Raw genomic sequence first — 22,325 nt, forward strand, 5'->3', positions numbered from 1 at the left:
AGCAAAGCAGCATAAAGCGTGCTCAGACGCTCAGAAACAAAAAACGGGGCTTATAGCCCCGTTTACCTACCAACGTAATCTTAGCGAGTACGTGGGCAGATTTCTTCTTCAGAGAAGAAGTAAGCAATTTCACGTGCTGCTGACTCAGGTGCGTCAGAACCGTGAACTGCGTTTTCGTCGATTGACGCAGCGTAGTCTGAACGTAGTGTACCTGCAGCTGCATCAGCTGGGTTAGTTGCGCCCATGATTTCACGGTTAGCTAGAACTGCGTTTTCGCCTTCTAGTACTTGAACCATAACAGGACCAGACGTCATGAAGTCTACAAGTGCGCCGAAGAAAGGACGCTCTTTGTGTTCTGCATAGAAGCCTTCTGCTTGCTCTTTGCTCATGTGGATCATCTTAGATGCCACGATGCGAAGACCTGCAGATTCGAAACGGTTGTAAATTGCACCGATTACGTTTTTAGCTACCGCATCAGGCTTGATAATCGAAAAAGTACGCTCAAGAGCCATGTTCTCTCTCCAAACAAATAGTGTGTGTATCTTTAAAATTTTGGCCGCGAATTATAGGCAATAAATAGCAGCTTGACCAGAGCCTTTATCAAATCAGATATAAAGCACTGTTTTTATGCGTAAATGTAGGGAAAGGATAGTCTGTTAGCGATGACAATATGATGACAGCGTACAGAATATTTTGCGCAGTACGTGGTTACCGGCAAATGTATCTGCACCCTGCCTTTCTATGAAACCCTAAAACGGCGTAAAGAAACCAACGCTTAAAAAGTTAAGCGTTGGCTTTTGCTAATTCTTGAATTTTACCCACGATAGCGCGTAAGCCATTACCGCGAGTTGGCGTTATATGACGCTCTAGGTCTAGTGCTTCAAAATAGCCGTCGATATCAAATGCTAAAATATCTGTTGGCGTTTTGTCATTATAAGCAGCAAGTACTAACGCAAGTAAGCCTTGAACGATAACGGCGTCGCTGTCCACGTCAAAGTTGATTTTATTGCCGTCATAAGACTCCACCAACCAAACGCTGCTCTGACACCCTTTGACCAAACGCTCGGGGGTTTTAGCATCTTCAGGCAAGCCCGGAATAGATTTCCCTAAATCAATGATGTACTGATAACGCTGTTCCCAATCGTCGAAGAACGCTAAATCATCAATAATTTCGTCACTGCTAGGTAGTTGCATTGCTATTTCCGCTTAATTTGTTTGAAAAGTTTTGTCATTAAATTTCACTGCGTGGATGATTAGAAGAACAGACCCGCTTCAAGCTGTGCTTCTTCACTCATCATATCACGGGACCATGCAGGGTCGAATACAAGCTCTACGTTAACGTTTTTAACATGGGGAACCATGGCAACGCGGTATTCAACATCACCAACCAATACTGGGCCCATACCACAGCCTGGTGCGGTCAGGGTCATATCAATATTAACGCTGCTTGTGCCTTGGTCAATTTCAACTTTGTAGATAAGACCAAGGGATACAAGGTTGATAGGGATCTCAGGGTCAAAGATAGTTTCTAACGCATCCCACACTTGCTGCTCACTAATGTTGCCATCTTCTGGCGCGTCAAAGCTTAATGTCATCGCCTTACGGCCAATAGCACCTGCATCAGTACCGTCGATGCGGTACATGTTGCCGCGCCACGTTACCGTATAGTTACCACCGAGCTCTTGGGTGATATTCACAAACTCGCCTTCAGGGATCACGGTAGGATTGCCCGCTGGAACCAAGCGCGCTTTACAATCGCGCTCGGTGGTCACCATTTTTTGCTTCATAAACTACTTAGTACTCTTTGTTCTACCACTGATGGCCTATTACGTGATACTTAGCCTACGTTAAAGCTTTCACCGCATCCGCATTCATCAACCACGTTGGGGTTGTTGTATTTAATGACACCGTTCACACCTTCTGTAACGTAATCAATTTCTGTATTACGCAGTAGGTCGGTGGCATCTGCAGCCACGGCTACGTTAAGTACTGGCGAAATTTCAACAATTTCGTCATCGGCTTGCGCACTATCTGCGAAATCAAGCACATAGGCGTAACCTGTACAGCCGCTTACTTTTGTCGATAAACGAATTAACTGACCAGGCTTGTCTTTAAGCTTACTTTCGAAATGCTTAACGGCACTGTCAGTTAGCGAAATGAGTTTTGTACTAGGTACGAAAGTTTCAACACTCATAATGCCTCCTTAGGCCAACATCATTTTTGCTTTTTTAAGCGCAGCAAATAGGCTGTCTACTTCTTCAAGCGTATTGTAAATTGAGAACGACGCACGGGCAGTACCCGGAATACCAAAGCGCTTCATTAGCGGCTGTGCACAGTTATCACCGGTACGGATCGCAACGCCTTGTCTATCGAGAATGAAGCCCACGTCCGCTGGGTGCGCACCTTCAAGTAGAAAGCTCAGCACGCCTACCTTGTTAGGTGCCGTACCGATTATCCGCATACCGTCAAACGCTTCGGCCTGCTCGGTAGCATAGGCAAGCAGCTTTTGTTCATGTTCATGCAAAGCATTGACATCAAGGGCACTAAACCAATCTACTGCAGCCCCCATACCAATGGCACCTGCGATGTTTGGCGTGCCGGCTTCTAAGCGATTTGGCAACGCCCCCCATGTGGCTTCATGGTAGGTCACGTCTTTAATCATCTCGCCGCCTACCTGCCAAACAGGCCAGGTTTCTAGCACCTCTTTTTTGCCCCACAGACAGCCAATGCCTGTTGGACCGAATAGCTTGTGTCCCGAAAATGCGTAAAAATCACAGCCAATGTCTTGTACGTCAACACTGCCGTGAGCAATGCCTTGTGCGCCATCAACCAGCACCCATGCGCCTACCGCTTTTGCTTTTTCAGTAAGCAGTTTAATTGGGTTCACCGTACCTAGTGCATTCGATACGTGAGGAAACGCCACCAGCTTAGTGTTTTCAGACAGCAGTCTATCGAAAGCGTCTACGTCTAACTCTCCGCTGTCGAAAATAGGTACAACATTTAGCGTTGCACCAGAACGGCGACACGCTTGTTGCCAAGTAACCAAGTTTGCGTGGTGCTCAAGTTCAGTCACCATCACTTCGTCACCTTCGCTAAGAAGTTGACCAAGGCCATTAGCCACAATATTAATGGCTTCTGTTGTGCCCGACGTCCAAATAACTTCTTCACGGGCATTTGCGTTAATGAACTTTGCAACGCTGGTACGTGCATTTTCGTAACGGCGCGTTGCTTCATCCGATAAATGGTGCGCACCGCGGTGCACGTTTGCATTCGTCCCCGTGTAAAAATCTACTAAGGCGTCGATAACGGCCTGAGGTTTTTGTGTTGTTGCCGCATTATCTAGGTAGACCAGCGGCTTGCCGTCTACCGTTTTAGATAAAATAGGAAACTGGGCACGAAGTGCTGCAACGTCTAAGCTCATTTCACCTCCATTTGGGCGAAGCGCTCACTTAAAATTGGTGCTAGCCATTCACGGACTGCCGCATTAGGCACGTCATTTATAAGCTCTTGAATGAAGCCAAAGTTGAGCATTACCAGTGCTTTACTACGAGAAACGCCGCGGGTAAGCATGTAATACAAGGCTTCTTCTTCAATTTCAGCAACCGTTGCACCGTGAGCACATTTTACGTCATCAGCATAAATTTCAAGCTCAGGCTTGGTGTTGATAACGCCGCGGCGAGATAGCAACAAGTTGCGGTTGTTAAGTTCAGCCAATGTCTTTTGCGCGTCACGATGAATATGAATACGACCATTAAACACGGCACGTGCTTTATCGCCTACAATCCCACGCGCGTTTTCTTCTGTTGTGCCATTAGGCATCGCGTGCTCAATGGTGGAGTGAAGGTCAAATAACTCGCCTTCCGCCAGAAGATAAATGGCATTCATTTTCGCATCGGCAAATTCGCCGGCGTGATGAATATCTACATCTAAACGGGAAAGCTCGCTTCCATAGCCCACCATGGTGCTGTTAAGCGTAGTGCGGTTATGAAGCTTAAAGTGGCTGCCGCCTAATTGCTTAGCTTTGCCAGTAAACATAGCAAAACGATAGTGTTCTAGATGTGCATCATCAGCTAGGTCATATTCAGCAAACGCTGTGGTTAAGCTTTCCGCATCGCCAAAACCTTGCTCGATAACCGTGGCGCTCGCGCCTTCAGCGACCTTCACCACCACACGCGTATGAGCATCAACATTTTGCGACGCCATGTTCACAATGCGCACTGGCGTGTCGATTTTCACGCCTGCTTCAACATTAATAAATATACCGTGTTGGCACAGCGCATCGTTAACTAGGCCAAACATATGACGGGTTGGTTTAACCTGACCGTATACACTGCTAATTGCTTGCTGCGTGGCAGTATCATCATTATTAAGTGACGTGATGCTCATGCCCGCTGGCACATTTAGCGTGTTAACCTGCGTGACCAAGACACCGTCTACAAATACAAGGTCGATAGCATTTAGGTTATCGATAGCAGGTACCGGTAAACTGTCTGCCTGAACCGCTTGCTTAGCTTCACGCTTTTCAACGGGTGTTAGCGGCGTAAAACGCCAGCTTTCGTTTCTACGGGCTGGCCAACCATCGGCTTTTAACTTTTCTAAGGCCTGCTGACGCACGGGCGCTAGGTAATCGGAGATTTGCGCCGCATCAATGACCTGTTCTAGCCATTGACTCATGCTTCAGCCTCCTCGTACGCTTTACCTAGGAATGCGTATCCGCTCTTCTCGACTTCTAGCGCAAGTGACGCGTCACCGCTTTTCACGATTTTGCCATCGGCAAGAATGTGAACAAAGTCAGGCTTGATGTAGTCTAGAAGACGCTGGTAGTGGGTAACAACAATGAAGCTACGCTCACCGTCGCGCTGGCTGTTAACGCCATCGGCAACAACCTGAAGTGCGTCAACGTCAAGGCCAGAGTCTGATTCATCAAGAATACAAAGTTTTGGCTCTAGCAAAATCATTTGCATGATTTCGTTACGCTTCTTCTCACCACCAGAGAAACCTTCGTTCACACCGCGTTTCAAGAAATCTAATGGAAGCTGTACTTGCTTACACGCTTCTTTTGCTTTCTTTAAAAACTCAGCAGCAGTTAATGGCGCTTCGCCGCGCTGTTCGCGCATAGCGTTAACTGACTCTTTCATGAATTCCATATTGCTTACGCCAGGAATCTCAACGGGGTATTGGAACGCAAGGAAAAGGCCTTCGCGGGCACGCTCTTCTACTTCAAGCTCTAGTAGATCTTTACCGTTAAGCGTTGCTTCGCCTTCGCTTACTTCGTAACCGTCACGACCAGATAGGACGTAGCCTAGTGTACTTTTACCGGCACCGTTGGGGCCCATGATAGCGTGTACTTCACCAGGTTTAACTTCAAGGTTAAGACCTTTAATGATGTTCTTCTCTTCCACGCTGGCATGTAAATTCTTGATACTAAGCATTGATTACCCCACTGAACCTTCAAGACTAATTTCGAGCAGCTTGCCGGCTTCTACGGCAAATTCCATTGGCAGCTCTTTGAATACTTCTTTACAGAAACCGTTAACAATCATAGAAACGGCCTTCTCTGTGTCTAAGCCACGCTGCTGACACAGGAATAATTGTTCGTCGCTCACCTTCGATGTTGTTGCTTCGTGTTCAACAATCGCAGAAGGGTTGCGGCTTTCGATATACGGGAACGTGTGCGCGCCACATTTGTCACCGATAAGTAGCGAGTCACACTCGGTGAAGTTACGTGCACCGTCTGCGCGAGAGCCCATTTGAACCAGCCCGCGATAGGCGTTATTGCTGTGACCCGCTGAGATACCTTTAGAGATGATGGTCGACTTGGTGTTTTTACCCACGTGGATCATCTTAGTACCGGTATCAGCCTGCTGGCGACCGCGAGTTAGCGCTACTGAGTAGAATTCACCTACACTATTGTCGCCTTTAAGTACACAGCTTGGGTACTTCCACGTAACCGCAGAGCCCGTTTCAACCTGCGTCCACGAGATTTTGGCATTAGTATGCGCTACACCACGTTTTGTCACGAAGTTGTAGATACCGCCTTTACCGTTCTCGTCACCTGGGTACCAGTTCTGTACCGTTGAGTATTTAATTTGCGCATCGTCCATTGCCACTAGCTCAACCACTGCCGCATGCAGCTGGTTTTCATCGCGCTGTGGAGCGGTACAACCTTCAAGGTAGCTTACATAGCTGCCTTCATCAGCAACAATCAAGGTACGCTCGAACTGACCGGTGTTCATTTCGTTAATACGGAAATAAGTAGAAAGCTCCATTGGGCAACGTGTGCCTTTTGGAATATAAACAAATGAACCGTCAGTAAATACAGCGCTGTTAAGCGCAGCAAAGTAGTTATCTGTGCGCGGCACTACCGAACCAATGTATTTCTTTACAAGGTCTGGGTACTTCTGAAGCGCTTCAGAAATTGGGCAAAAGATCACGCCCGCTTCTTCAAGCTTATCGCGGAACGTCGTAACAACCGATACCGAGTCGAATACCGCATCTACCGCAACACCTGCCAGCATTTCCTGCTCGTGTAGAGGAATGCCCAGCTTTTCATAGGTGCGAAGTAGCTCAGGATCAACTTCATCTAGCGACTTAGGCTTATCTTTCATACTCTTTGGTGCCGAGTAATAAGAAATGGCCTGATAATCGATTTTCGGATAGTCGACATGCGCCCAATCTGGCTCTTCCATTTCTAGCCATGCATGATAAGACTTCAAACGCCATTCAAGCATCCATTCAGGCTCGTTTTTCATTGCTGATATGCGGCGGATAACCGACTCGTCCAGGCCGCTTTCAAACGTTTCCGATTCGATTTCTGAATAGAAACCCGCATCGTACTTTCTTTCTAACGCCTGTTCGATCTGTTCACTCATGTTGGGATCTCACTTGTTTGCCTGCATTTGCTGCCACTAACCTTTCTACTTAACTGGCAAATAAATCACCCCACGGTCTTGGTAATTTATATAGACTTTCAACTTCAACAACGTCATTTATTTGGGTTTACGCCCAAAAGAGTTGCCAAAACTGCCAGTTACATTGCGGACAGCCTAAAATTTTGGTGCCGTAGTATATAATACCCGACTATTTCACTCAAATATTCAGCCATTAATTTATGGCCACTTACGCGTTTTAAACGCTGCTTGAAGGTCAATTTCCTTTAAACGCGCATTAATTTTCTTCCACATTCACTAAAATAAAAAAGAATGCGCTAACACTAACTACGCTTTGCCTACTACAAAAACCCGCGCTCAACGACGGTATAGGCGTTTATGCTGAAACCGCTTGGCGCAGTCTTGTGGTTACATCCACTACTTTTTGTATTACGTAATCGATGTCTTCTTGGGTCGTAAAACGCCCCACGCTGAATCTAATTCCTGCATGCGCCAATTCGTTGCTGCGGCCAATCGCTTTCAGCACATACGAAGGCTCTAGACTCGCTGACGTACATGCCGACCCAGAAGATACGGCAATATCATTTAAGCCCATCATCAAGCTTTCACCGTCCACACCCGCAAAGCTCACATTTAAAATACCCGGGATACGCTGTGTTGCGTGCCCATTTAAATAGATATCGTCGAGCTGTTGAAGGCCTTGCCACAGCGATTCACGCAGCGCTAATATGCGCGCACTATCCTCTTCTATTTTTGAAGAAGCTAGCGCGATGGCTTCACCCATTCCAACAATTTGGTGGGTGGCTAATGTACCCGACCGCATACCGCGCTCGTGGCCCCCGCCATGAATTTGTGCAACCAGATTGATTTTAGGACGGCGACGCACATATAGTGCCCCCATACCTTTCGGGCCGTATATCTTGTGCGCCGATATAGACAGCAAATCGATAGGAAGCTCAGCTAAATCAATGGCAATTTTGCCCACACTTTGCGCACCATCAACATGAAAAAGAACGCCTTTATCACGACAAAGCTGGCCAATAGCTTGAATGTCTTGGATAACGCCAAGTTCATTGTTCACATGCATCACCGACACCAGAATAGTGTCGTCGCGCAACGCGTTTTCGAGATCATTTAAATCAATTAAACCGTTTGGCAATACTTCAAGATAAGTAACTTCAAAGCCTTGGCTTTGTAAGAACTCACAGGTATCCAACACCGCTTTATGTTCGGTGTTAACGGTAATAATATGTTTGCCTTTATTGGCATAACCTTGGGCGACGCCTTTTATAGCAAGATTGTTCGATTCAGTGGCCCCCGAAGTAAAAACAATTTCTCTCGGGTCGCAATTAAGCGCGTCGCTGATTTGATTTCTAGCAACATCAACCGCCTCTTCTGCCATCCAGCCGAAGCGATAGCTACGAGAAGCTGGGTTACCAAAGTTGCCATCCAGCGTTAGGCATTTTGCCATTGCCTCGGCCACACTTGGGTCTACCGGTGTTGTTGCTGCGTAATCTAAATAAATGGGTGTTGATAAAGCCATGCGTTACTCAATACCAATTTAAAGTTGGATACTAACTTCAATATCTTTGGTGATATGACGAAGTGAGGCATTACCGTCTTGACGGTCGGCTACCTCTTGCACATCACGCTTTGCCATTAATTCGCCCAGCGTAATTGAATTTAAAAACGCCGCAATGCGATCACTTAGGTCTTGCCACAAGCTGTGCGTTAGACAGCGATCGCCGCCTTGGCAGTCTGCTTGTCCTTGACAACGTGTCGCATCAATGGACTCGTCAACGGCGCGAATGACTTCGCCTATCGCAATTTTACTTGCTTCACGGCCTAATAAATAGCCACCGCCAGGCCCGCGGACGCTGTCTACCAATTGCTCTTTACGCAATCGAGAAAAAAGTTGTTCAAGGTAAGATAAAGAAATTTCTTGTCGTTCTGAAATGTCGGCAAGAGGCACTGGACCACGCTTTGAATGCAAAGCGACATCAAGCATTGCGGTAACCGCATAGCGCCCTTTAGAAGTGAGTTTCATTGGATTCTCCCGCCGTTTTATAGTGCGAGAATTTTCACATACCCGACTAAAATGGTCAAGTATAAGACCCAGTAAATTAGTCAGGTATTATTGATTCGAGTAATCGCTTTTGTATATCAAGGCTTTCGTTTCAATTAAGCCCCATCCAAATAAGCACTAATAGACGCTAATAGACGCCAAATTTGCGTGGTCTACGCTAAATGCTTAGAAATCGTTTATTCTGCAGATAAATGATAACGTCGACTATAAGCCTATTTGTTCGCATTTAAGTGAATATGAGCAAGAATACTGTCTGCTATCCGATGTGATTGGACGGTATCTATTTGATGGCGCAACCCACGCAGTACTTGATGTTTAGCACCTGATATAGCTCTGGCTGTTGCTACACCGCCACTGGGATGCACCATGCGATCAACATCTCCGTGTATCACTAATGTTGGGGCTTTGACATTTTGAAGCATTGGCGTTCGGTCGCCGGATTTCATAATAGCACCGATTTGCCGGAACATCGCTTTTGCATCACTTTTGCCACCATTGCGCTGCCATGCCAAACGCGCATACTGATGCCATTGATTTACGGCTCCCTTTGCAGCTACATCGCCAATATGCGTCATCATTGCTTGGTAGTTTTTAACTGCGTCTTTTTCACTTGTTGGTGCTTTTGCTCTTGCTAAACGCCATAACGTTGAATACGACGGTTGACCGACTTTTCGACTCCCAGTGGTAGAAAAAATAGACGTCATAGATGTCACTTTTTCTGGGTGAAGGCTAGCGAGAGTTTGCGCAATCATCCCTCCCATAGACATTCCTGCGATATGTGCGCTTGTTAAATTTAACGCCTCTAACAACTCTGCAGTATCTTCAGCCATCCGTTCAAGTCCATATGCACCTTTCGGCGACCTTCCTCTTAACTGCTGTAATAGGCTGGGATGCGGTGTGTCGCTGCGTACTGACCTTCCTGCATCACGATTGTCAAAGCAAATAACGCGAAATCCACTAGCAACTAAACGCTCAATAAGCGCGTTTGGCCAATAAACCAACTGAAGACCTAAACCCACAATAAGTACAATGGTATCGGTATTTCCGACACCATGCTCGGCATAGCAAAACCTATCACCGCTTTTAAGCGTTACGTATTGCTCATGATGCTGGGCTAAACTCATTTAAAGCTCTCGTGATTTAATAAAAGTAAGTGTGCGTCTATTAAAATTTCTATTCAAACTTAAGCGCTGGGTCGTCTACACGGCCTTTCCGAAAAATTTTCACGTCTTGTGCATAATTGAACGACATAGACCAAGGAAACTGCATGCCTTGACGTGGCAATTGTTCTAAAGAGCGTTGGATGTAGCCAGCGCCAAAGTTTAGTAACGGTTGTGTTTCCATATTTGGGTCTGCTACAGGTGTACACTGTGTAAAGCCGTGCTCTTCCATATGATTGAGCAATCGCGTGAAATGTTCACATAAAAGGCCAATTTTTAGTGTCCACGATGAAGCTGTATAGCCCACCGCAATAGCAAAATTAGGCACGCCACTGAGTAACATACCTTTATACGTAACACATTCTGGCAGCGAAACAGCTTCACCATCAATTTTTGGCACTATCCCTCCTAGAGGCAGAAGGTTTAATCCAGTGGCTGTTACTATAATATCTGCTTCAATATGCTGGCCCGAATCAAGTTTAATGCCGGTTTCAGTAAACGTTTCTATAGTATCTGTTGCAACCGACGCCTTACCTTTCGAAATTGACTCGAATAAATCTCCACCCGGAACTGCACACAGTCGCTGCTCCCAAGGATTGTAAGGTGGGTTAAAATGTATATCTACTGGATACCCTTCGGGTAACATTTTTGCATTAAGACTGCGTATTATTTTGCGCGCACGATGCGGAAAGCGCTGACTAAATGCGTACACCCAACGCTGTTTCGCTATGTTAAACCAACGCGCAGCTTTAAACGCTGTATCCTCGCTAAACCACGCGCGTAAATGTTTTGCGATTGGATCATCTACGGGAACAGGTAATACGTAGGATGGCGTTCTTTGCAGCATAGTCACGTGCGATGCGCTTTTCGCTAGTGCGGGAACCAGCGTTACCGCCGTTGCACCGCTTCCGATTACCACTACGCGTTTGTTTTCGTAGTCCAGATCTTCAGGCCAATGCTGTGGATGTACAATCTGACCGTTAAATTGTGATCGCCCTTTGAAATGTGGTGCATAACCTTTATCGTATCGATAATAACCCGAAGCGTTAAATATCCATCTGGCGGCAATGTGCTCATGCTGCCCACTCTCTTCTGACTTTAACGTAACCCGCCAATAGTTTTTATCGCTTTGCCAATCTATATCTACCACACGAGTTAAAAAACGTATGCGCTCTTTAATACCGTTTTCAGCCGCGGTTTCTTCGACGTAAGCCTTTATTGAACGACCATCAGCAATGGCCTTTTGCTCTTTCCAAGGTTTAAATTCGTAGCCGAAGGTGAATAAATCAGAATCTGAGCGTATTCCCGGGTATTTAAATAAATCCCATGTGCCGCCCAAATCACCGCGGGCTTCTATAATAGTATATGAAAGGTCAGGACATTTTTTTTGAATGTGGTAGGCGCAGCCGATACCCGAAATTCCGGCTCCAACAATTAGTACGTCGAGTAACTGCACTGTATCTTGCATAACGTCCCTGAAAAGTGATGATCAACCTCTCATCTCAATGTAAGTTGGCGTTATGCACGAGTCAATGTGCTTGTTAATGTTTTGTAAAAACAAGCCTTTGTGAATTTTTACTATAAAAGGGTGAAGGTTCTCTGCCTTTTCACCCGAAAATAGTATGCGGAATTAGAGTTAAATAGCGGGGTCGAAAGAAGAATGAGCCTTCTCTCGCTCTTGGGTTTCCGTTAGGTCGAAACCCGTTTCTGCGAAATCTTCAGCGCTAATATTGTGTAAATTATCGGTACACACATCGCCACCTAGCGACTGAATGACCTTGCACATCTCTTCCACTTTGGTGTCCATTTGGTGCATATGCTCTAGCATTATGCCCATCGCATTGGCCACAGGATCAGGGTTATCTGGCGCGACAGCATAGGCATCAAAACCATATTTCTGGGCAATTTTATCTCGCTCAGAGTTTACCGACGCATTCATCTCTTTTTGCTTCGAGATAATGATACGACCGGGGATCCCCACCGCCGTAGCGCCATCAGGAATATCTTTTACGACCACAGAGTTAGACCCTACTTTAGCGTTTTCACCTATAATAATAGGCCCTAACACTTTGGCACCAGCCCCAACTACAGCGCCTTTTTTAAGGGTTGGGTGGCGCTTACCTGCTCTCCAGCTAGTTCCTCCAAGAGTAACGCCGTGGTAAAGGGTGACATCATCGCCAATTTCTGCGGTTTCACCAATGACCACACCCATACCGTGGTCGATAAATACCCGTCGCCCTAACGTGGCACCAGGGTGAATTTCAATCCCCGTAAGCCAGCGGCTAAAGGTTGATAAACTGCGTGCCAACCATTTCCATTCAGCCTTCCATAGTTTGTGACTAATGTGATGCAGCCACACTGCATGAAGGCCGGGATAGTTGGTTAGCACTTCAAAGGTGTTTCTGGCCGCTGGGTCGCGATGAAATACACCTTGAATATCATCTTTTATACGGGCGAACATAGTGTTTACTCTTTTTCTTCTATTGCTGGTGCAGGGTCTGCGTCGCCTGAGTTAGCATTCTTCACCGATTTATCGATAGACGCCAATATACCGCGCAATATATTAAGCTCTTGAGACTCAGGACGCGCTCGGTTAAACAAGCGGCGCAGCTTAGTCATAACCACACCCGGGTGACTTTTGCGAATGAACGAGGTGCCTTCCAGCGTGGTTTCCAAATGCGTATAAAAACGCTCTAAATCATCATTCAGTGGATATTCTTCCTCAACACTTGGATAGGTTTCGCGATTTAGATAGGCCATGCGAATTTCATAACAAAGGGTTTGCACTGCTGCTGCTAAATTAAGTGAGCTGTATTCGGGGTTGGCTGGAATACACATATGGAAGTGACACTGCTGCAGCTCTTCATTAGTTAAACCACTGTTCTCACGCCCAAATACCAAGGCTACCGGGTACTTTTCTACTTCTTGGACCAGCTTCTCTCCACAGTCGCGCGGGCCTAACATCGGCCATGAATGAGTGCGAGAGCGTGCAGACGTCCCTACTACCAAGCCACAGTCTTTAACTGCCTCTTCCAGCGTGCTTACAATTTTCGCATTAGCAAGTACATCGCCAGCCCCTGCCGCCAATGCACTGGCTTGGCCGTCTGGCTCATTTACTGGGTCGACAAGATATAAGCTGCTCAGCCCCATGGTTTTCATAGCTCTTGCTGTAGAGCCGATGTTTCCCGTGTGAGACGTGTTAACTAAAATAATGCGAATATTCTCGAGCATGCGTGTAATACCTACGTACTTATTTGGATAGCGTCTTTAATTCGATAATACGCGCTTTTGGCACACTATCTTACAGACATTAATACCGTGAAGTTTAACACAGCGGCAGTATAGATGGCTATTCACGCTATTGTGCTGGGATTTCATTTGCATCGCGCATGGATTCTGGTAGACTCCGCCCGTTTTCGAAAACAACTAGCTATTTTTTGTACAGTTAGTTTGTTTCATTGGTCTTTTACAATTGGTGGTTTATCTATGCATCCTATGCTGAATATTGCGGTGCGCGCTGCGCGTGCGGCTGGAACAGTTATTGTTCGTGGTTTTGAAAAACATAATGAAGTAGCAACAGAGTCAAAAGGCTTAAACGACTTCGTTACTCAAGTTGATAAAGAAGCAGAACAAGCAATTATTGCCAAAATTCAGCAGTCTTACCCGAACCATTGCTTCCTAGGTGAAGAATCGGGTGAAGTTTTGGGCACAGAAACTGATTATCAGTGGATCATCGATCCACTAGATGGCACCACTAACTTTGTAAAAGGCATTCCTCACTTTGCCGTTTCAATTGCACTTCTTCACAAAGGTCGCTTAGATCAAGCGGTTGTTTTCGACCCAATTCGCAGTGAACTATTCACCGCGAGCCGTGGTCAAGGCGCGCAGCTTAACGGTTATCGTATTCGTGCTTCTAAGCCTCGTGACCTTTCTGAAACCATTATTGCTACTGGCTTGCCGTTTAAGAACAAATCTCAATTTGGCGAGTATGCACTAAGCCTTAACAAAATTTTCCACGAAGTGGGCGACATTCGCCGCGCAGGTAGCGCAGCGCTAGACCTTGCTTACGTTGCAGCTGGCCGCCACGACGGTTACTGGGAGCGCGGCATTAAATCTTGGGATATCGCAGCAGGTGAGCTTATTGTTCGTGAAGCTGGCGGATTGGTAACAGACTTTAAAGGCGGAAACGACCCGCTTCACAAAGGCGAAATTGTTGCTGGTAGCGTGAAGGTTGTTCAAGGCCTAGTTAAGCATCTTAAGTAAATCGCTTTTGAGCAATTAAATAGTAGAGGCGCTATGTTTGTTTTCAATTAACGCCTCTTTTACCAATATATGCTATACGACTTTTCTTAACAAGAACCTACCTTTTAAATTTTTAAACGTGAAGTTTTTTCCGGCTTTAATTGCGGGCCTTTCAATAATCAAAAATGTGATTGTAGACACTGCCACAACAACAAGAGAAACTATTGGAAGGAATAAAGCATACTCACTTAAGGTTAAATTTGATATTTCAGTTGGTGACCAATAAGTGAAAATAAAGTACAACACTACTCCATGTAATAAATAGATACTGTAACTGATTTCACCGAGAAGTACTGAAGCTCTTAAGGATAGTATTCCAAATATGCTGTTACCGGAGGCGACTAATATGAATAAAATCGCCATTAAAAACACGTGAAAGGAATCAAGCGTATTGGGGTAAGTTAGCAGAATAGCTACTAACAAAAGGCTTACGGTTGAAACCAATACGTGATTGTATTTCGAGTTAGCATTAATATAAAGAGAGAGTGGATAGGCTACAGATCCTATAGCAAAGTATATTAAATATTCAGATGAAACATAACCTACACGAATTGGATTTATGTAAGTATAAACTGCAATCAACCCAAGAAAAGCAAGTCCTAACTTTCCTACAAAACGATTGAAACAAAAAATAACTGGCAGCAATAAATAAAACAACCATTCGTATTTTAACGTCCAATCAACACCAGCAATAATTGTCTTGGTATCTGAAATGTCGTTTATAGTTCCCCCTATAAAAAATATCCACTTAACATATTCTTTTAATAAATCTATAGCTGACACGTTGACTTCAAAGTTTGAAGCTAAAAATACGAATAACGATATAACGCATAGTGAAAATAAATACAGCGGGTATATCCTAAATATTCTTGATTTATATAGAGAGAACCAATTTATAGTGCGGTCTTGACTTATTATACGAGAGAAGAAAAGGAATCCCGTGATCATAAAAAATATCGCCACCCCTACTTTTCCTAAGTTTTGAAAAAAATTTTCAGGTGGGCGCTGCCACACTTGGTTCAATTTCCAATAATAGGTAATCACGTAATGGTGGAAAAAAACAGATAACGCGAGGTACCCCCGTATGCCATCGATGGCTCCAAATCGATTATCTCTATCAGAAAGGTAGGAAAATCTCTTCGTTTTACTTAATACAAAGCCAAGCACTATACATGCAAGGAAAGACAATATGGTTATTAGTAAAACTTTTAAACTCTCCATGCCTTATATTCCTTCGAGTTGAATGGTTCATCGATTAAAACTTAGGAATACATTAAAGTTTTAATAAAATAAAGTTGTATTTTCATACTTTTTAAAAGCTAAAAAAAACCGCACTCTACATAGTGCGGTTTTCTCTTTGTATATTTTTATTTAAGGCATAGGATCTAAATCTGCGCCTTCCTTTTCCACTTGTGGTGGCATTAGGTCTTCTTTACTAATACCCAATGCAAGTGCCACTGAACTTGCGATATACACCGATGAGTAAGTACCTACCACTACACCAAACAGCAATGCTGTTGCGAAACCGTGAATAAGCGCCCCCCCCTTGTAGAATAACGCAACCAATACCAACACCGTGGTTAATGAGGTGATAATAGTACGGTTTAGGGTTTGCGTTAGCGAGATGTTGATAATTTCAACAGGCTCACCTTTACGAATTTTGCGGAAGTTCTCACGAATACGGTCACACACAACGATGGTATCGTTAAGTGAATAACCAATTACCGCTAGTACCGCTGCAAGTACCGTAAGGTCAAATTCGATTTGAAGTACTGAAAACAAACCCAGCGTAAGTATAACGTCGTGAGCGAGCGCCGACACTGACCCTAGAGCGAATCGCCATTCAAATCGCATTGCGACATAAACCAGAATACACAAGAGTGCGACTAGCATCGCAAGGCCGCCCTGCTCAGTAAGCTCTTCACCTACGTTAGGACCTACGAACTCGATACGACGCATATCAACCTCAGTACCGTCAGCGCGCAGCGCTGCTAGTACCTGCTCACCAATAGTCACGGCTTTAACGCCATCACGAGGGGCAATGCGGATAAGTACATCCTGGCTGCTGCCAAAATTCTGTACTATGGCATCTTCAAAATTTGCTTCGTTTAGTTGGGCGCGAATGCCTTCTAAATTAGCGGCATCTTCATAGCCAACTTCAATTAGCGTACCGCCAGTGAAGTCTAGCCCCCAGTTAAGGCTATTAACGCCTAGCGACACGAACGAACCTAAAATGAGTACCGTTGATAACACCATCGCAGGAATGCGAAGGCGCATAAAATTGACGGTATCGGATAGTTTTAATAATTGCATGTTACTTCCTTAAATCGCCAATTTCTCTACGCGTCGACCGCCCCATACTGCGTTAACAATAACGCGCGTAACTAGGATTGCAGTAAACATCGACGTTGCTATACCAATCATCAGCGTAATCGAGAAGCCTTTAATTGGGCCTGTGCCCACGGCAAACAGAATTAAGCCTGCAATGAAAGTGGTAATATTAGCATCTAGAATGGTAGAAAAAGCACTGTCGTAACCCTGATGAATGGCATGCTGTGGGCTGCGGCCGTCACGTATCTCTTCTCGAATACGCTCAAAGATAAGAACGTTTGCATCTACTGCCATACCAACGGTCAGTACAATACCTGCCATACCTGGTAGCGTAAGCGTTGCGCCAGGGATCATCGACATAATGCCTACTATCATAACCAGGTTTGTAATCAGAGCGATGTTCGCTACCACACCAAAGGCTTTGTAATAAATCAACATGAAAACAAGTACCGCTGCCAGACCATACATAATAGCCTGCATGCCCAGCTCAATGTTTTCTTTACCCAAGCTTGGTCCAACCGTACGCTCTTCAACAATTTGAATTGGCGCAATCAGTGCACCTGCGCGAAGTAGCAACGCTAAGTCACGGGCTTCTTTCGGTGAATCAAGACCTGTAATTTGGAACTTGCTACCCAGCTGCGCACGAATAGTCGCAACCGAGATCACTTGCTCGTGTTTTTCAAATACTAGCTTGCCGTCTTTGTTACGTTCGCCGGTCGACTTGTATTCGATAAACACCGTAGCCATTGGTTTACCAATGTTCCCACGGGTTGAGCGAGACATCTTATTACCGCCTTCAGAATCAAGCGAGATGTTTACGTTCGGAAGCCCATATTCATCAACACCGCTATTCGCATCAATAATATGGCTACCGGTAAGCATAATGCGCTTTTCAAGCAGCTGAGGAATGCCTTGCTGATCTTCAATCACTTGAGAGCCAGGAGGAACGCGGCCGTTCAATGCATCACGGATGTCGTTCTTCTGGTCTAGCATGCGAAATTCTAGTGTTGCTGTGGCATTAAGAATCTCTTTCGCACGGGCGGTGTCTTGAATACCTGGAAGCTGCACAACGATGCGATCAGCACCTTGCTTTTGTACAAGCGGCTCAGCTACGCCAAGTTGGTTAACACGATTACGAATAATGGTAATGTTTTGCTTAACCGCGTTGTCGCGAATTTCTTGAAGCTTGCTTTCAGCAAAAACAGCGCGAAGCGTTAAGTCGTCCACTTGGTTAAAGGTAAGGTCGCGGCTTTGGTTACGCAAAAAGAACTCTGCCTTGTCTAGTGTATCTTCATCGCGGAAGCTAATGTCGATATGATCGTCAACCTGCTTTACACCGCGATAGCGAATGCCTTCTTCGCGTAATGAAGTACGAAAACCACCCTCTGCATCTTCAAGAGACTTGGTAATAACCTCGGTCATGTCCACTTCCATTAGGAAGTGAACACCACCGCGAAGGTCAAGACCTAGCTTCATTGGCGCGCCACCTAGGCCTTCAAGCCATTCTGGCGTGTCAGGGGCAAGGTTCATAGCCACGTAGTAGTCATCACCAAGCGCCTTTTCAAGCGTTTCACGCGTAACAAGCTGGGTGTCAGAATCCGAAACGCGAACTAATATTTGTTCGTTCTCAAACTCAACACGTTTTGGAGAGATATTCTTTTCACTTAGCGCGGCTTTTACTTGTTCCACAGTGGCGTCAGTTACCACAGCGTCACGGCCTGCTGAGATTTGTACGGCGTGATCTTCACCGTAAATGTTAGGAAGCGCATAAAGTGCACACATTGTAACCACAATGAGTGCACTCAGTACTTTCCAAATAGAGTTTTTGTTTAGCACTGGATAATCCTTTCGTGCCAGTACCGGGAAGCGTCCCGGCCCCGGCGATTGTTACTTACAGTGACTTCATTGTGCCTTTAGGCAGCACAGCAGTTACTGAAGACTTCTGAACAACGATGTTGTTTGAATCGTTAAGTGCAACTTCAATGAAGTCTTTTTCTTCTGACACTTTAGTGATTTTTCCAACCAAACCACCTTGTGTTAACACTTCATCGCCTTTGCCTAGTGAAGATACTAGGTTTTTATGCTCTTTTACGCGCTTAGCCTGTGGGCGGTAAAGCAAGAAGTAAAAGATTAAACCGAATACAGCTAGCATGATGATCATTTCCATGCCGCCACCTTGCGGCGCACCAGCAGACTGTGCGTAAGCGTTAGAGATAAATAGGCTCATAAAATTCCCCAAATATTATCGTTGTTATAGTGCCGGAACCGGCAACCCTTTTTGTTCATAAAATTCTTGTACAAACTCATCAAGCGTACCTGCGTCAATCGCATCGCGAAGACCCTGCATCACACGCTGATAGTAGCGAAGGTTATGGATGGTATTTAAGCGCGCACCCAAGATTTCGTTACACTTGTCCAAATGATGTAGATAAGAGCGAGAATAGTTTTTACAAGTGTAGCAATCACAATTCTCATCTAATGGCGAGGTGTCGTTTCTGTGTTTCGCATTGCGAATCTTCACTACGCCTTCAGTCACAAACAAGTGACCATTTCGCGCGTTGCGCGTGGGCATTACACAGTCAAACATATCGATACCGCGGCGCACAGACTCAACCAAATCTTCAGGTTTACCCACGCCCATTAAGTAGCGAGGTTTATCTTCCGGTATTTTAGGCGCGGTATGATCAATAATGCGGATCATATCTTCTTTCGGCTCACCGACTGAAAGACCACCAATGGCGTAACCGTCGAAGCCAATCGCTTCAAGGCCAGCAAGTGAAACGTCGCGCAGACCTTCGTACATACCGCCTTGAATGATACCAAACAGTGCTGCTGGGTTATCGCCATGGGCTTCTTTACTACGTTTGGCCCAACGTAGCGACATTTCCATTGAAACGCGCGCTTCTTGTTCAGTAGCGGGGTACGGCGTGCACTCATCAAAAATCATCACGATGTCAGAGCCCAAATCGCGCTGAACTTCCATCGATTTTTCAGGCGTAAGTAAGATCTTTTCGCCGTTTATCGGAGAGCGGAATGTTACACCTTCTTCGGTAATTTTACGCAAATCACCCAAGCTAAACACTTGGAAGCCGCCAGAATCCGTAAGGATTGGCTTGTCCCAATTCATGAAATCATGCAGGTCGCCGTGCTGGCGAATAATGCCTGTACCAGGACGAAGCATCAGGTGAAACGTATTTCCAAGACAGATGTGTGCACCGCTGTCTTTTAATTCTTCAGGGGTCATTCCCTTAACAGTACCGTATGTACCTACGGGCATGAACGCTGGCGTTTCAACAACACCGCGTTCAAACACCAAACGACCGCGTCGTGCTCGGCCTTCGGTTTTTAACAACTCAAATTGCATGTGAAAGCATTCCCACTTTGGTGCGCTTTTGCGCTGGGTATAAAAATAAATTGGCGGCGATTATACCAGTAATTCGGCTGAGATCATGCCCCGTATCTATGTTTATCTGTAACTAAGCTGGAAAGGCCTGCAAAATACCGATTTACATGCCCTGTATCGTGGACGAATGTGCTTAGGCGCGCTCAATAAACATAGAATCACCGTAGCTAAAGAATCGATATTCTTTCTCAATCGCTTCTTGATAGGCATTCATCACGTTGTCTTTACCTGCAAATGCGCTAATTAACATCATTAGCGTGGACTCTGGAAGGTGAAAATTGGTGAACATTGCGTCTACCACTTTAAACTCAAAACCAGGGTAGATAAAAATCTCAGTATCTTCGTTAAATGGCGCAATAACTTCCTCGTCACCGCGCTCTGCGCTTGCTTTTGCCGCTGATTCCAAAGAGCGTACAGAGGTTGTACCCACTGCAATAACGCGTTTACCGTTGGCTTTTGTGGCTAGAACAGCGTCAACGACGTCTTGCGGTACTTCGGCGAACTCTGCGTGCATCTTGTGCTCTTGAATATTATCAACGCGCACAGGCTGGAATGTACCCGCGCCGACGTGCAAAGTTACAAAGGCCAAATTCACGCCTTTTTCTTTTAACGCAGCCAGTATTGCATCGTCAAAGTGAAGCCCTGCAGTAGGCGCTGCAACCGCGCCCGGCTTTTGATTGTAAACGGTTTGATAGCGCTCTTTATCTGAATTTTCATCGGGACGGTCAATATAAGGAGGTAGCGGCATGTGGCCATGGGCTTCTAGCAGCGTTAATACGGTCTCATCGTGGTCAAACTGTAAAATAAATAGCGCATCGTCTCGCCCTGTCACTGTAACATTCACTTTTTCTTCAAGAATAAGCCTAGTTCCAGGTTTAGGTGCCTTACTCGCGCGAACATGTGCTAGCGCAGTATTATCCGACGTAATACGCTCAATAAGCACTTCTACTTGTCCGCCAGTTTCTTTTTTACCAAGTAATCGGGCAGGAATAACCCGCGTATTGTTGAACACCAAGAGGTCGCCTGGCTCTACAAATTTCAGCATGTCAGCGAACATCGTGTGCGCTACATTGCCAGTCTTCCCCTCTAAATGTAACAAGCGACTCGCTGTACGTTGCTGAGTTGGGTATTTGGCGATAAGTTTTTCGGGTAGCTCGAAGCTAAAATCTGATAGTTTCATAAATACGACTAAATTACGGCATAAAAGTTAGACAAAAGTAGAATATTAAGTACTATTTAAGTTGCAACTTAAGACTAATAAAAATAGATTTACAGCTTAAGACAGAGTTAAAATAAAAACAAAAAACATTACTTATCAATAAATTAAAAAATAACGTATATTATGGAATAACTTTATATTGAACAATATACGCACAATTCAATTTATTAAATAGCACTCAACACCTTAAACGGTTAAGATATCTGCAGATAGTGATGATGTTCTCCCATAAACATTCCTTATCATTCGTACCCAGCACTTGCTGGGTATTTTTTTATCTGCTTATTTTCCCTGCCTGCCTTCACTCATCGCAACGTTATTGCGAAGCTCCGATTCCTCTGCGCGACAGGTTAGTTGAATATCGATATCTTATAAACGGCGGTATTTTACGCTGTTTATTGCTGGAGATCAGTTAAGATTTCTTCTAAAAGCGCCGCATCTAATGGACGCGCCTTCAACACGTACAAAACTTGCAGAAGTAAATCGGCGCCCATAATACCTTTATTTACCTTATTTCTAAGGTTATCTGCGCTTTGCTCCACGCCAATCTCTTCCAGCCTTTGGCTTAGCGCTTGATATTTTACGCCGCGCACAGACATCTCAGATTTCACGACTCTTGCTACCGTTTGCCGCCACGCATTTTTAGCACCTTGCGTATTTCCCGTGTTCACACAGCCTCCAAAATCCACACAAATGTGATATATATTTTACAAAAACACACTTTTTTACACTTATAGCATGTATTTAATGTTGACGATTATGGCACAACAGGTCTACACTGCAAGTCTAGATATTGGCGAAGATGAAAATAGTCGTTACAGTAACTTCGGTTGTTCTTTTGGTAATGCTTGGTTTCAAGTTTTGTGTTTCAACACGGATTTAAGCGTAGCAATGCATTTTAAGACACCACATATATGACATTCGTTTTCAACAT

At 45.1% G+C, this 22,325-nt stretch carries 22 protein-coding genes; 1 reads left to right on the forward strand and 21 read right to left on the reverse strand.

The annotated features are described in order from the left end of the window. Positions 1–80: 80 nt before the first annotated feature. The 14 genes from ndk to trmJ all read right to left on the reverse strand — a co-directional run bounded on the left by ndk (position 81) and on the right by trmJ (position 13,367). Positions 81–512: a nucleoside-diphosphate kinase gene (ndk, locus tag ACX5KA_RS02420; RefSeq protein WP_012519000.1), complete on the reverse strand. Its 432-nt coding sequence runs from the start codon at positions 510–512 to the stop codon at positions 81–83. A gap of 271 nt (positions 513–783) precedes the next feature. Next, the gene (locus tag ACX5KA_RS02425; RefSeq protein WP_014950170.1) at positions 784–1,194 is read right to left on the reverse strand and encodes a SufE family protein; all 411 of its coding nucleotides are present in this window, start codon (positions 1,192–1,194) and stop codon (positions 784–786) included. A 59-nt stretch (positions 1,195–1,253) separates the two neighbouring features. Beyond that, positions 1,254–1,787 (reverse strand): putative Fe-S cluster assembly protein SufT, encoded by a 534-nt coding sequence (gene sufT, locus ACX5KA_RS02430; protein ID WP_039218147.1) that lies wholly within the window; start codon positions 1,785–1,787, stop codon positions 1,254–1,256. A gap of 50 nt (positions 1,788–1,837) precedes the next feature. Then, on the reverse strand, positions 1,838–2,194 hold the full coding sequence (locus ACX5KA_RS02435; protein ID WP_014979828.1) for a HesB/IscA family protein: 357 nt from the start codon (positions 2,192–2,194) through the stop codon (positions 1,838–1,840). 9 nt (positions 2,195–2,203) lie between these two features. Next, positions 2,204–3,421 (reverse strand): aminotransferase class V-fold PLP-dependent enzyme, encoded by a 1,218-nt coding sequence (locus ACX5KA_RS02440; protein WP_039218149.1) that lies wholly within the window; start codon positions 3,419–3,421, stop codon positions 2,204–2,206. Next, a complete protein-coding gene (gene sufD / locus ACX5KA_RS02445) occupies positions 3,418–4,674 on the reverse strand; it encodes a Fe-S cluster assembly protein SufD (RefSeq protein WP_039218152.1) in 1,257 nt (418 codons plus the stop codon). Before sufD ends, ACX5KA_RS02440 begins: the two co-directional genes overlap by 4 nt. Continuing rightward, positions 4,671–5,432 (reverse strand): Fe-S cluster assembly ATPase SufC, encoded by a 762-nt coding sequence (gene sufC, locus ACX5KA_RS02450; RefSeq protein WP_014979831.1) that lies wholly within the window; start codon positions 5,430–5,432, stop codon positions 4,671–4,673. Before sufC ends, sufD begins: the two co-directional genes overlap by 4 nt. A gap of 3 nt (positions 5,433–5,435) precedes the next feature. Continuing rightward, complete coding sequence (sufB, locus tag ACX5KA_RS02455) at positions 5,436–6,872, reverse strand: Fe-S cluster assembly protein SufB (protein WP_039218155.1); 1,437 nt, start codon at positions 6,870–6,872, stop codon at positions 5,436–5,438. Positions 6,873–7,266: 394 nt separating this feature from the next. Continuing rightward, positions 7,267–8,433, reverse strand: a complete 1,167-nt coding sequence (locus ACX5KA_RS02460; protein WP_458730321.1) for an IscS subfamily cysteine desulfurase — start codon at positions 8,431–8,433, stop codon at positions 7,267–7,269. A gap of 18 nt (positions 8,434–8,451) precedes the next feature. Next, a complete protein-coding gene (iscR, locus tag ACX5KA_RS02465; protein WP_014950178.1) occupies positions 8,452–8,937 on the reverse strand; it encodes a Fe-S cluster assembly transcriptional regulator IscR in 486 nt (161 codons plus the stop codon). A 251-nt stretch (positions 8,938–9,188) separates the two neighbouring features. Continuing rightward, positions 9,189–10,100 (reverse strand): alpha/beta fold hydrolase, encoded by a 912-nt coding sequence (locus ACX5KA_RS02470; RefSeq protein WP_458730322.1) that lies wholly within the window; start codon positions 10,098–10,100, stop codon positions 9,189–9,191. Positions 10,101–10,149: 49 nt separating this feature from the next. Further along, positions 10,150–11,604 carry a flavin-containing monooxygenase gene (locus ACX5KA_RS02475; protein ID WP_039218166.1) on the reverse strand — a complete coding sequence of 485 codons (1,455 nt, stop codon included), beginning with the start codon at positions 11,602–11,604 and terminating at the stop codon, positions 10,150–10,152. A 168-nt stretch (positions 11,605–11,772) separates the two neighbouring features. Next, the gene (gene cysE / locus ACX5KA_RS02480) at positions 11,773–12,597 is read right to left on the reverse strand and encodes a serine O-acetyltransferase (RefSeq protein ID WP_338851872.1); all 825 of its coding nucleotides are present in this window, start codon (positions 12,595–12,597) and stop codon (positions 11,773–11,775) included. A 5-nt stretch (positions 12,598–12,602) separates the two neighbouring features. After that, positions 12,603–13,367, reverse strand: a complete 765-nt coding sequence (gene trmJ / locus ACX5KA_RS02485; protein WP_014950182.1) for a tRNA (cytosine(32)/uridine(32)-2'-O)-methyltransferase TrmJ — start codon at positions 13,365–13,367, stop codon at positions 12,603–12,605. Positions 13,368–13,622: 255 nt separating this feature from the next. Here trmJ and suhB point away from each other — a divergent pair, with 255 nt between their 5' ends. Further along, positions 13,623–14,399 (forward strand): inositol-1-monophosphatase, encoded by a 777-nt coding sequence (gene suhB, locus ACX5KA_RS02490; protein ID WP_014950183.1) that lies wholly within the window; start codon positions 13,623–13,625, stop codon positions 14,397–14,399. A 72-nt stretch (positions 14,400–14,471) separates the two neighbouring features. Here suhB and ACX5KA_RS02495 read toward each other — a convergent pair whose 3' ends face one another. The 7 genes from ACX5KA_RS02495 to ACX5KA_RS02525 all read right to left on the reverse strand — a co-directional run bounded on the left by ACX5KA_RS02495 (position 14,472) and on the right by ACX5KA_RS02525 (position 22,062). Further along, a complete protein-coding gene (locus tag ACX5KA_RS02495) occupies positions 14,472–15,659 on the reverse strand; it encodes an acyltransferase family protein (RefSeq protein ID WP_458730323.1) in 1,188 nt (395 codons plus the stop codon). A gap of 150 nt (positions 15,660–15,809) precedes the next feature. Then, entirely contained in the window at positions 15,810–16,751 is a 942-nt protein-coding gene (gene secF / locus ACX5KA_RS02500) for a protein translocase subunit SecF (protein ID WP_014977044.1), read from the reverse strand. Positions 16,752–16,760: 9 nt separating this feature from the next. Next, a complete protein-coding gene (gene secD, locus ACX5KA_RS02505; protein WP_039218178.1) occupies positions 16,761–18,605 on the reverse strand; it encodes a protein translocase subunit SecD in 1,845 nt (614 codons plus the stop codon). Positions 18,606–18,660: 55 nt separating this feature from the next. Beyond that, positions 18,661–18,996 carry a preprotein translocase subunit YajC gene (gene yajC, locus ACX5KA_RS02510; RefSeq protein WP_025255932.1) on the reverse strand — a complete coding sequence of 112 codons (336 nt, stop codon included), beginning with the start codon at positions 18,994–18,996 and terminating at the stop codon, positions 18,661–18,663. A gap of 24 nt (positions 18,997–19,020) precedes the next feature. Continuing rightward, positions 19,021–20,133, reverse strand: coding sequence for a tRNA guanosine(34) transglycosylase Tgt (tgt, locus tag ACX5KA_RS02515; RefSeq protein WP_014950189.1), 1,113 nt, complete (start codon positions 20,131–20,133; stop codon positions 19,021–19,023). Between the two features lie 172 nt (positions 20,134–20,305). After that, on the reverse strand, positions 20,306–21,352 hold the full coding sequence (queA, locus tag ACX5KA_RS02520; protein WP_039218191.1) for a tRNA preQ1(34) S-adenosylmethionine ribosyltransferase-isomerase QueA: 1,047 nt from the start codon (positions 21,350–21,352) through the stop codon (positions 20,306–20,308). A gap of 434 nt (positions 21,353–21,786) precedes the next feature. Beyond that, positions 21,787–22,062, reverse strand: coding sequence for a DUF6471 domain-containing protein (locus ACX5KA_RS02525; RefSeq protein WP_342340427.1), 276 nt, complete (start codon positions 22,060–22,062; stop codon positions 21,787–21,789). Between the last annotated feature and the right edge of the window lie 263 nt (positions 22,063–22,325).

Source organism: Alteromonas alvinellae (assembly GCF_902705805.1).

What these genes read in the sequence shown, in the direction of transcription:
- ndk (WP_012519000.1), bottom strand. Translation starts at nt 512, where the DNA reads ATGGCTCTTGAGCGTACTTTTTCGATTATCAAGCCTGATGCGGTAGCT.
- ACX5KA_RS02425 (WP_014950170.1), bottom strand. Translation starts at nt 1,194, where the DNA reads ATGCAACTACCTAGCAGTGACGAAATTATTGATGATTTAGCGTTCTTC.
- sufT (WP_039218147.1), bottom strand. Translation starts at nt 1,787, where the DNA reads ATGAAGCAAAAAATGGTGACCACCGAGCGCGATTGTAAAGCGCGCTTG.
- ACX5KA_RS02435 (WP_014979828.1), bottom strand. Translation starts at nt 2,194, where the DNA reads ATGAGTGTTGAAACTTTCGTACCTAGTACAAAACTCATTTCGCTAACT.
- ACX5KA_RS02440 (WP_039218149.1), bottom strand. Translation starts at nt 3,421, where the DNA reads ATGAGCTTAGACGTTGCAGCACTTCGTGCCCAGTTTCCTATTTTATCT.
- sufD (WP_039218152.1), bottom strand. Translation starts at nt 4,674, where the DNA reads ATGAGTCAATGGCTAGAACAGGTCATTGATGCGGCGCAAATCTCCGAT.
- sufC (WP_014979831.1), bottom strand. Translation starts at nt 5,432, where the DNA reads ATGCTTAGTATCAAGAATTTACATGCCAGCGTGGAAGAGAAGAACATC.
- sufB (WP_039218155.1), bottom strand. Translation starts at nt 6,872, where the DNA reads ATGAGTGAACAGATCGAACAGGCGTTAGAAAGAAAGTACGATGCGGGT.
- ACX5KA_RS02460 (WP_458730321.1), bottom strand. Translation starts at nt 8,433, where the DNA reads ATGGCTTTATCAACACCCATTTATTTAGATTACGCAGCAACAACACCG.
- iscR (WP_014950178.1), bottom strand. Translation starts at nt 8,937, where the DNA reads ATGAAACTCACTTCTAAAGGGCGCTATGCGGTTACCGCAATGCTTGAT.
- ACX5KA_RS02470 (WP_458730322.1), bottom strand. Translation starts at nt 10,100, where the DNA reads ATGAGTTTAGCCCAGCATCATGAGCAATACGTAACGCTTAAAAGCGGT.
- ACX5KA_RS02475 (WP_039218166.1), bottom strand. Translation starts at nt 11,604, where the DNA reads ATGCAAGATACAGTGCAGTTACTCGACGTACTAATTGTTGGAGCCGGA.
- cysE (WP_338851872.1), bottom strand. Translation starts at nt 12,597, where the DNA reads ATGTTCGCCCGTATAAAAGATGATATTCAAGGTGTATTTCATCGCGAC.
- trmJ (WP_014950182.1), bottom strand. Translation starts at nt 13,367, where the DNA reads ATGCTCGAGAATATTCGCATTATTTTAGTTAACACGTCTCACACGGGA.
- suhB (WP_014950183.1), top strand. Translation starts at nt 13,623, where the DNA reads ATGCATCCTATGCTGAATATTGCGGTGCGCGCTGCGCGTGCGGCTGGA.
- ACX5KA_RS02495 (WP_458730323.1), bottom strand. Translation starts at nt 15,659, where the DNA reads ATGGAGAGTTTAAAAGTTTTACTAATAACCATATTGTCTTTCCTTGCA.
- secF (WP_014977044.1), bottom strand. Translation starts at nt 16,751, where the DNA reads ATGCAATTATTAAAACTATCCGATACCGTCAATTTTATGCGCCTTCGC.
- yajC (WP_025255932.1), bottom strand. Translation starts at nt 18,996, where the DNA reads ATGAGCCTATTTATCTCTAACGCTTACGCACAGTCTGCTGGTGCGCCG.
- tgt (WP_014950189.1), bottom strand. Translation starts at nt 20,133, where the DNA reads ATGCAATTTGAGTTGTTAAAAACCGAAGGCCGAGCACGACGCGGTCGT.
- queA (WP_039218191.1), bottom strand. Translation starts at nt 21,352, where the DNA reads ATGAAACTATCAGATTTTAGCTTCGAGCTACCCGAAAAACTTATCGCC.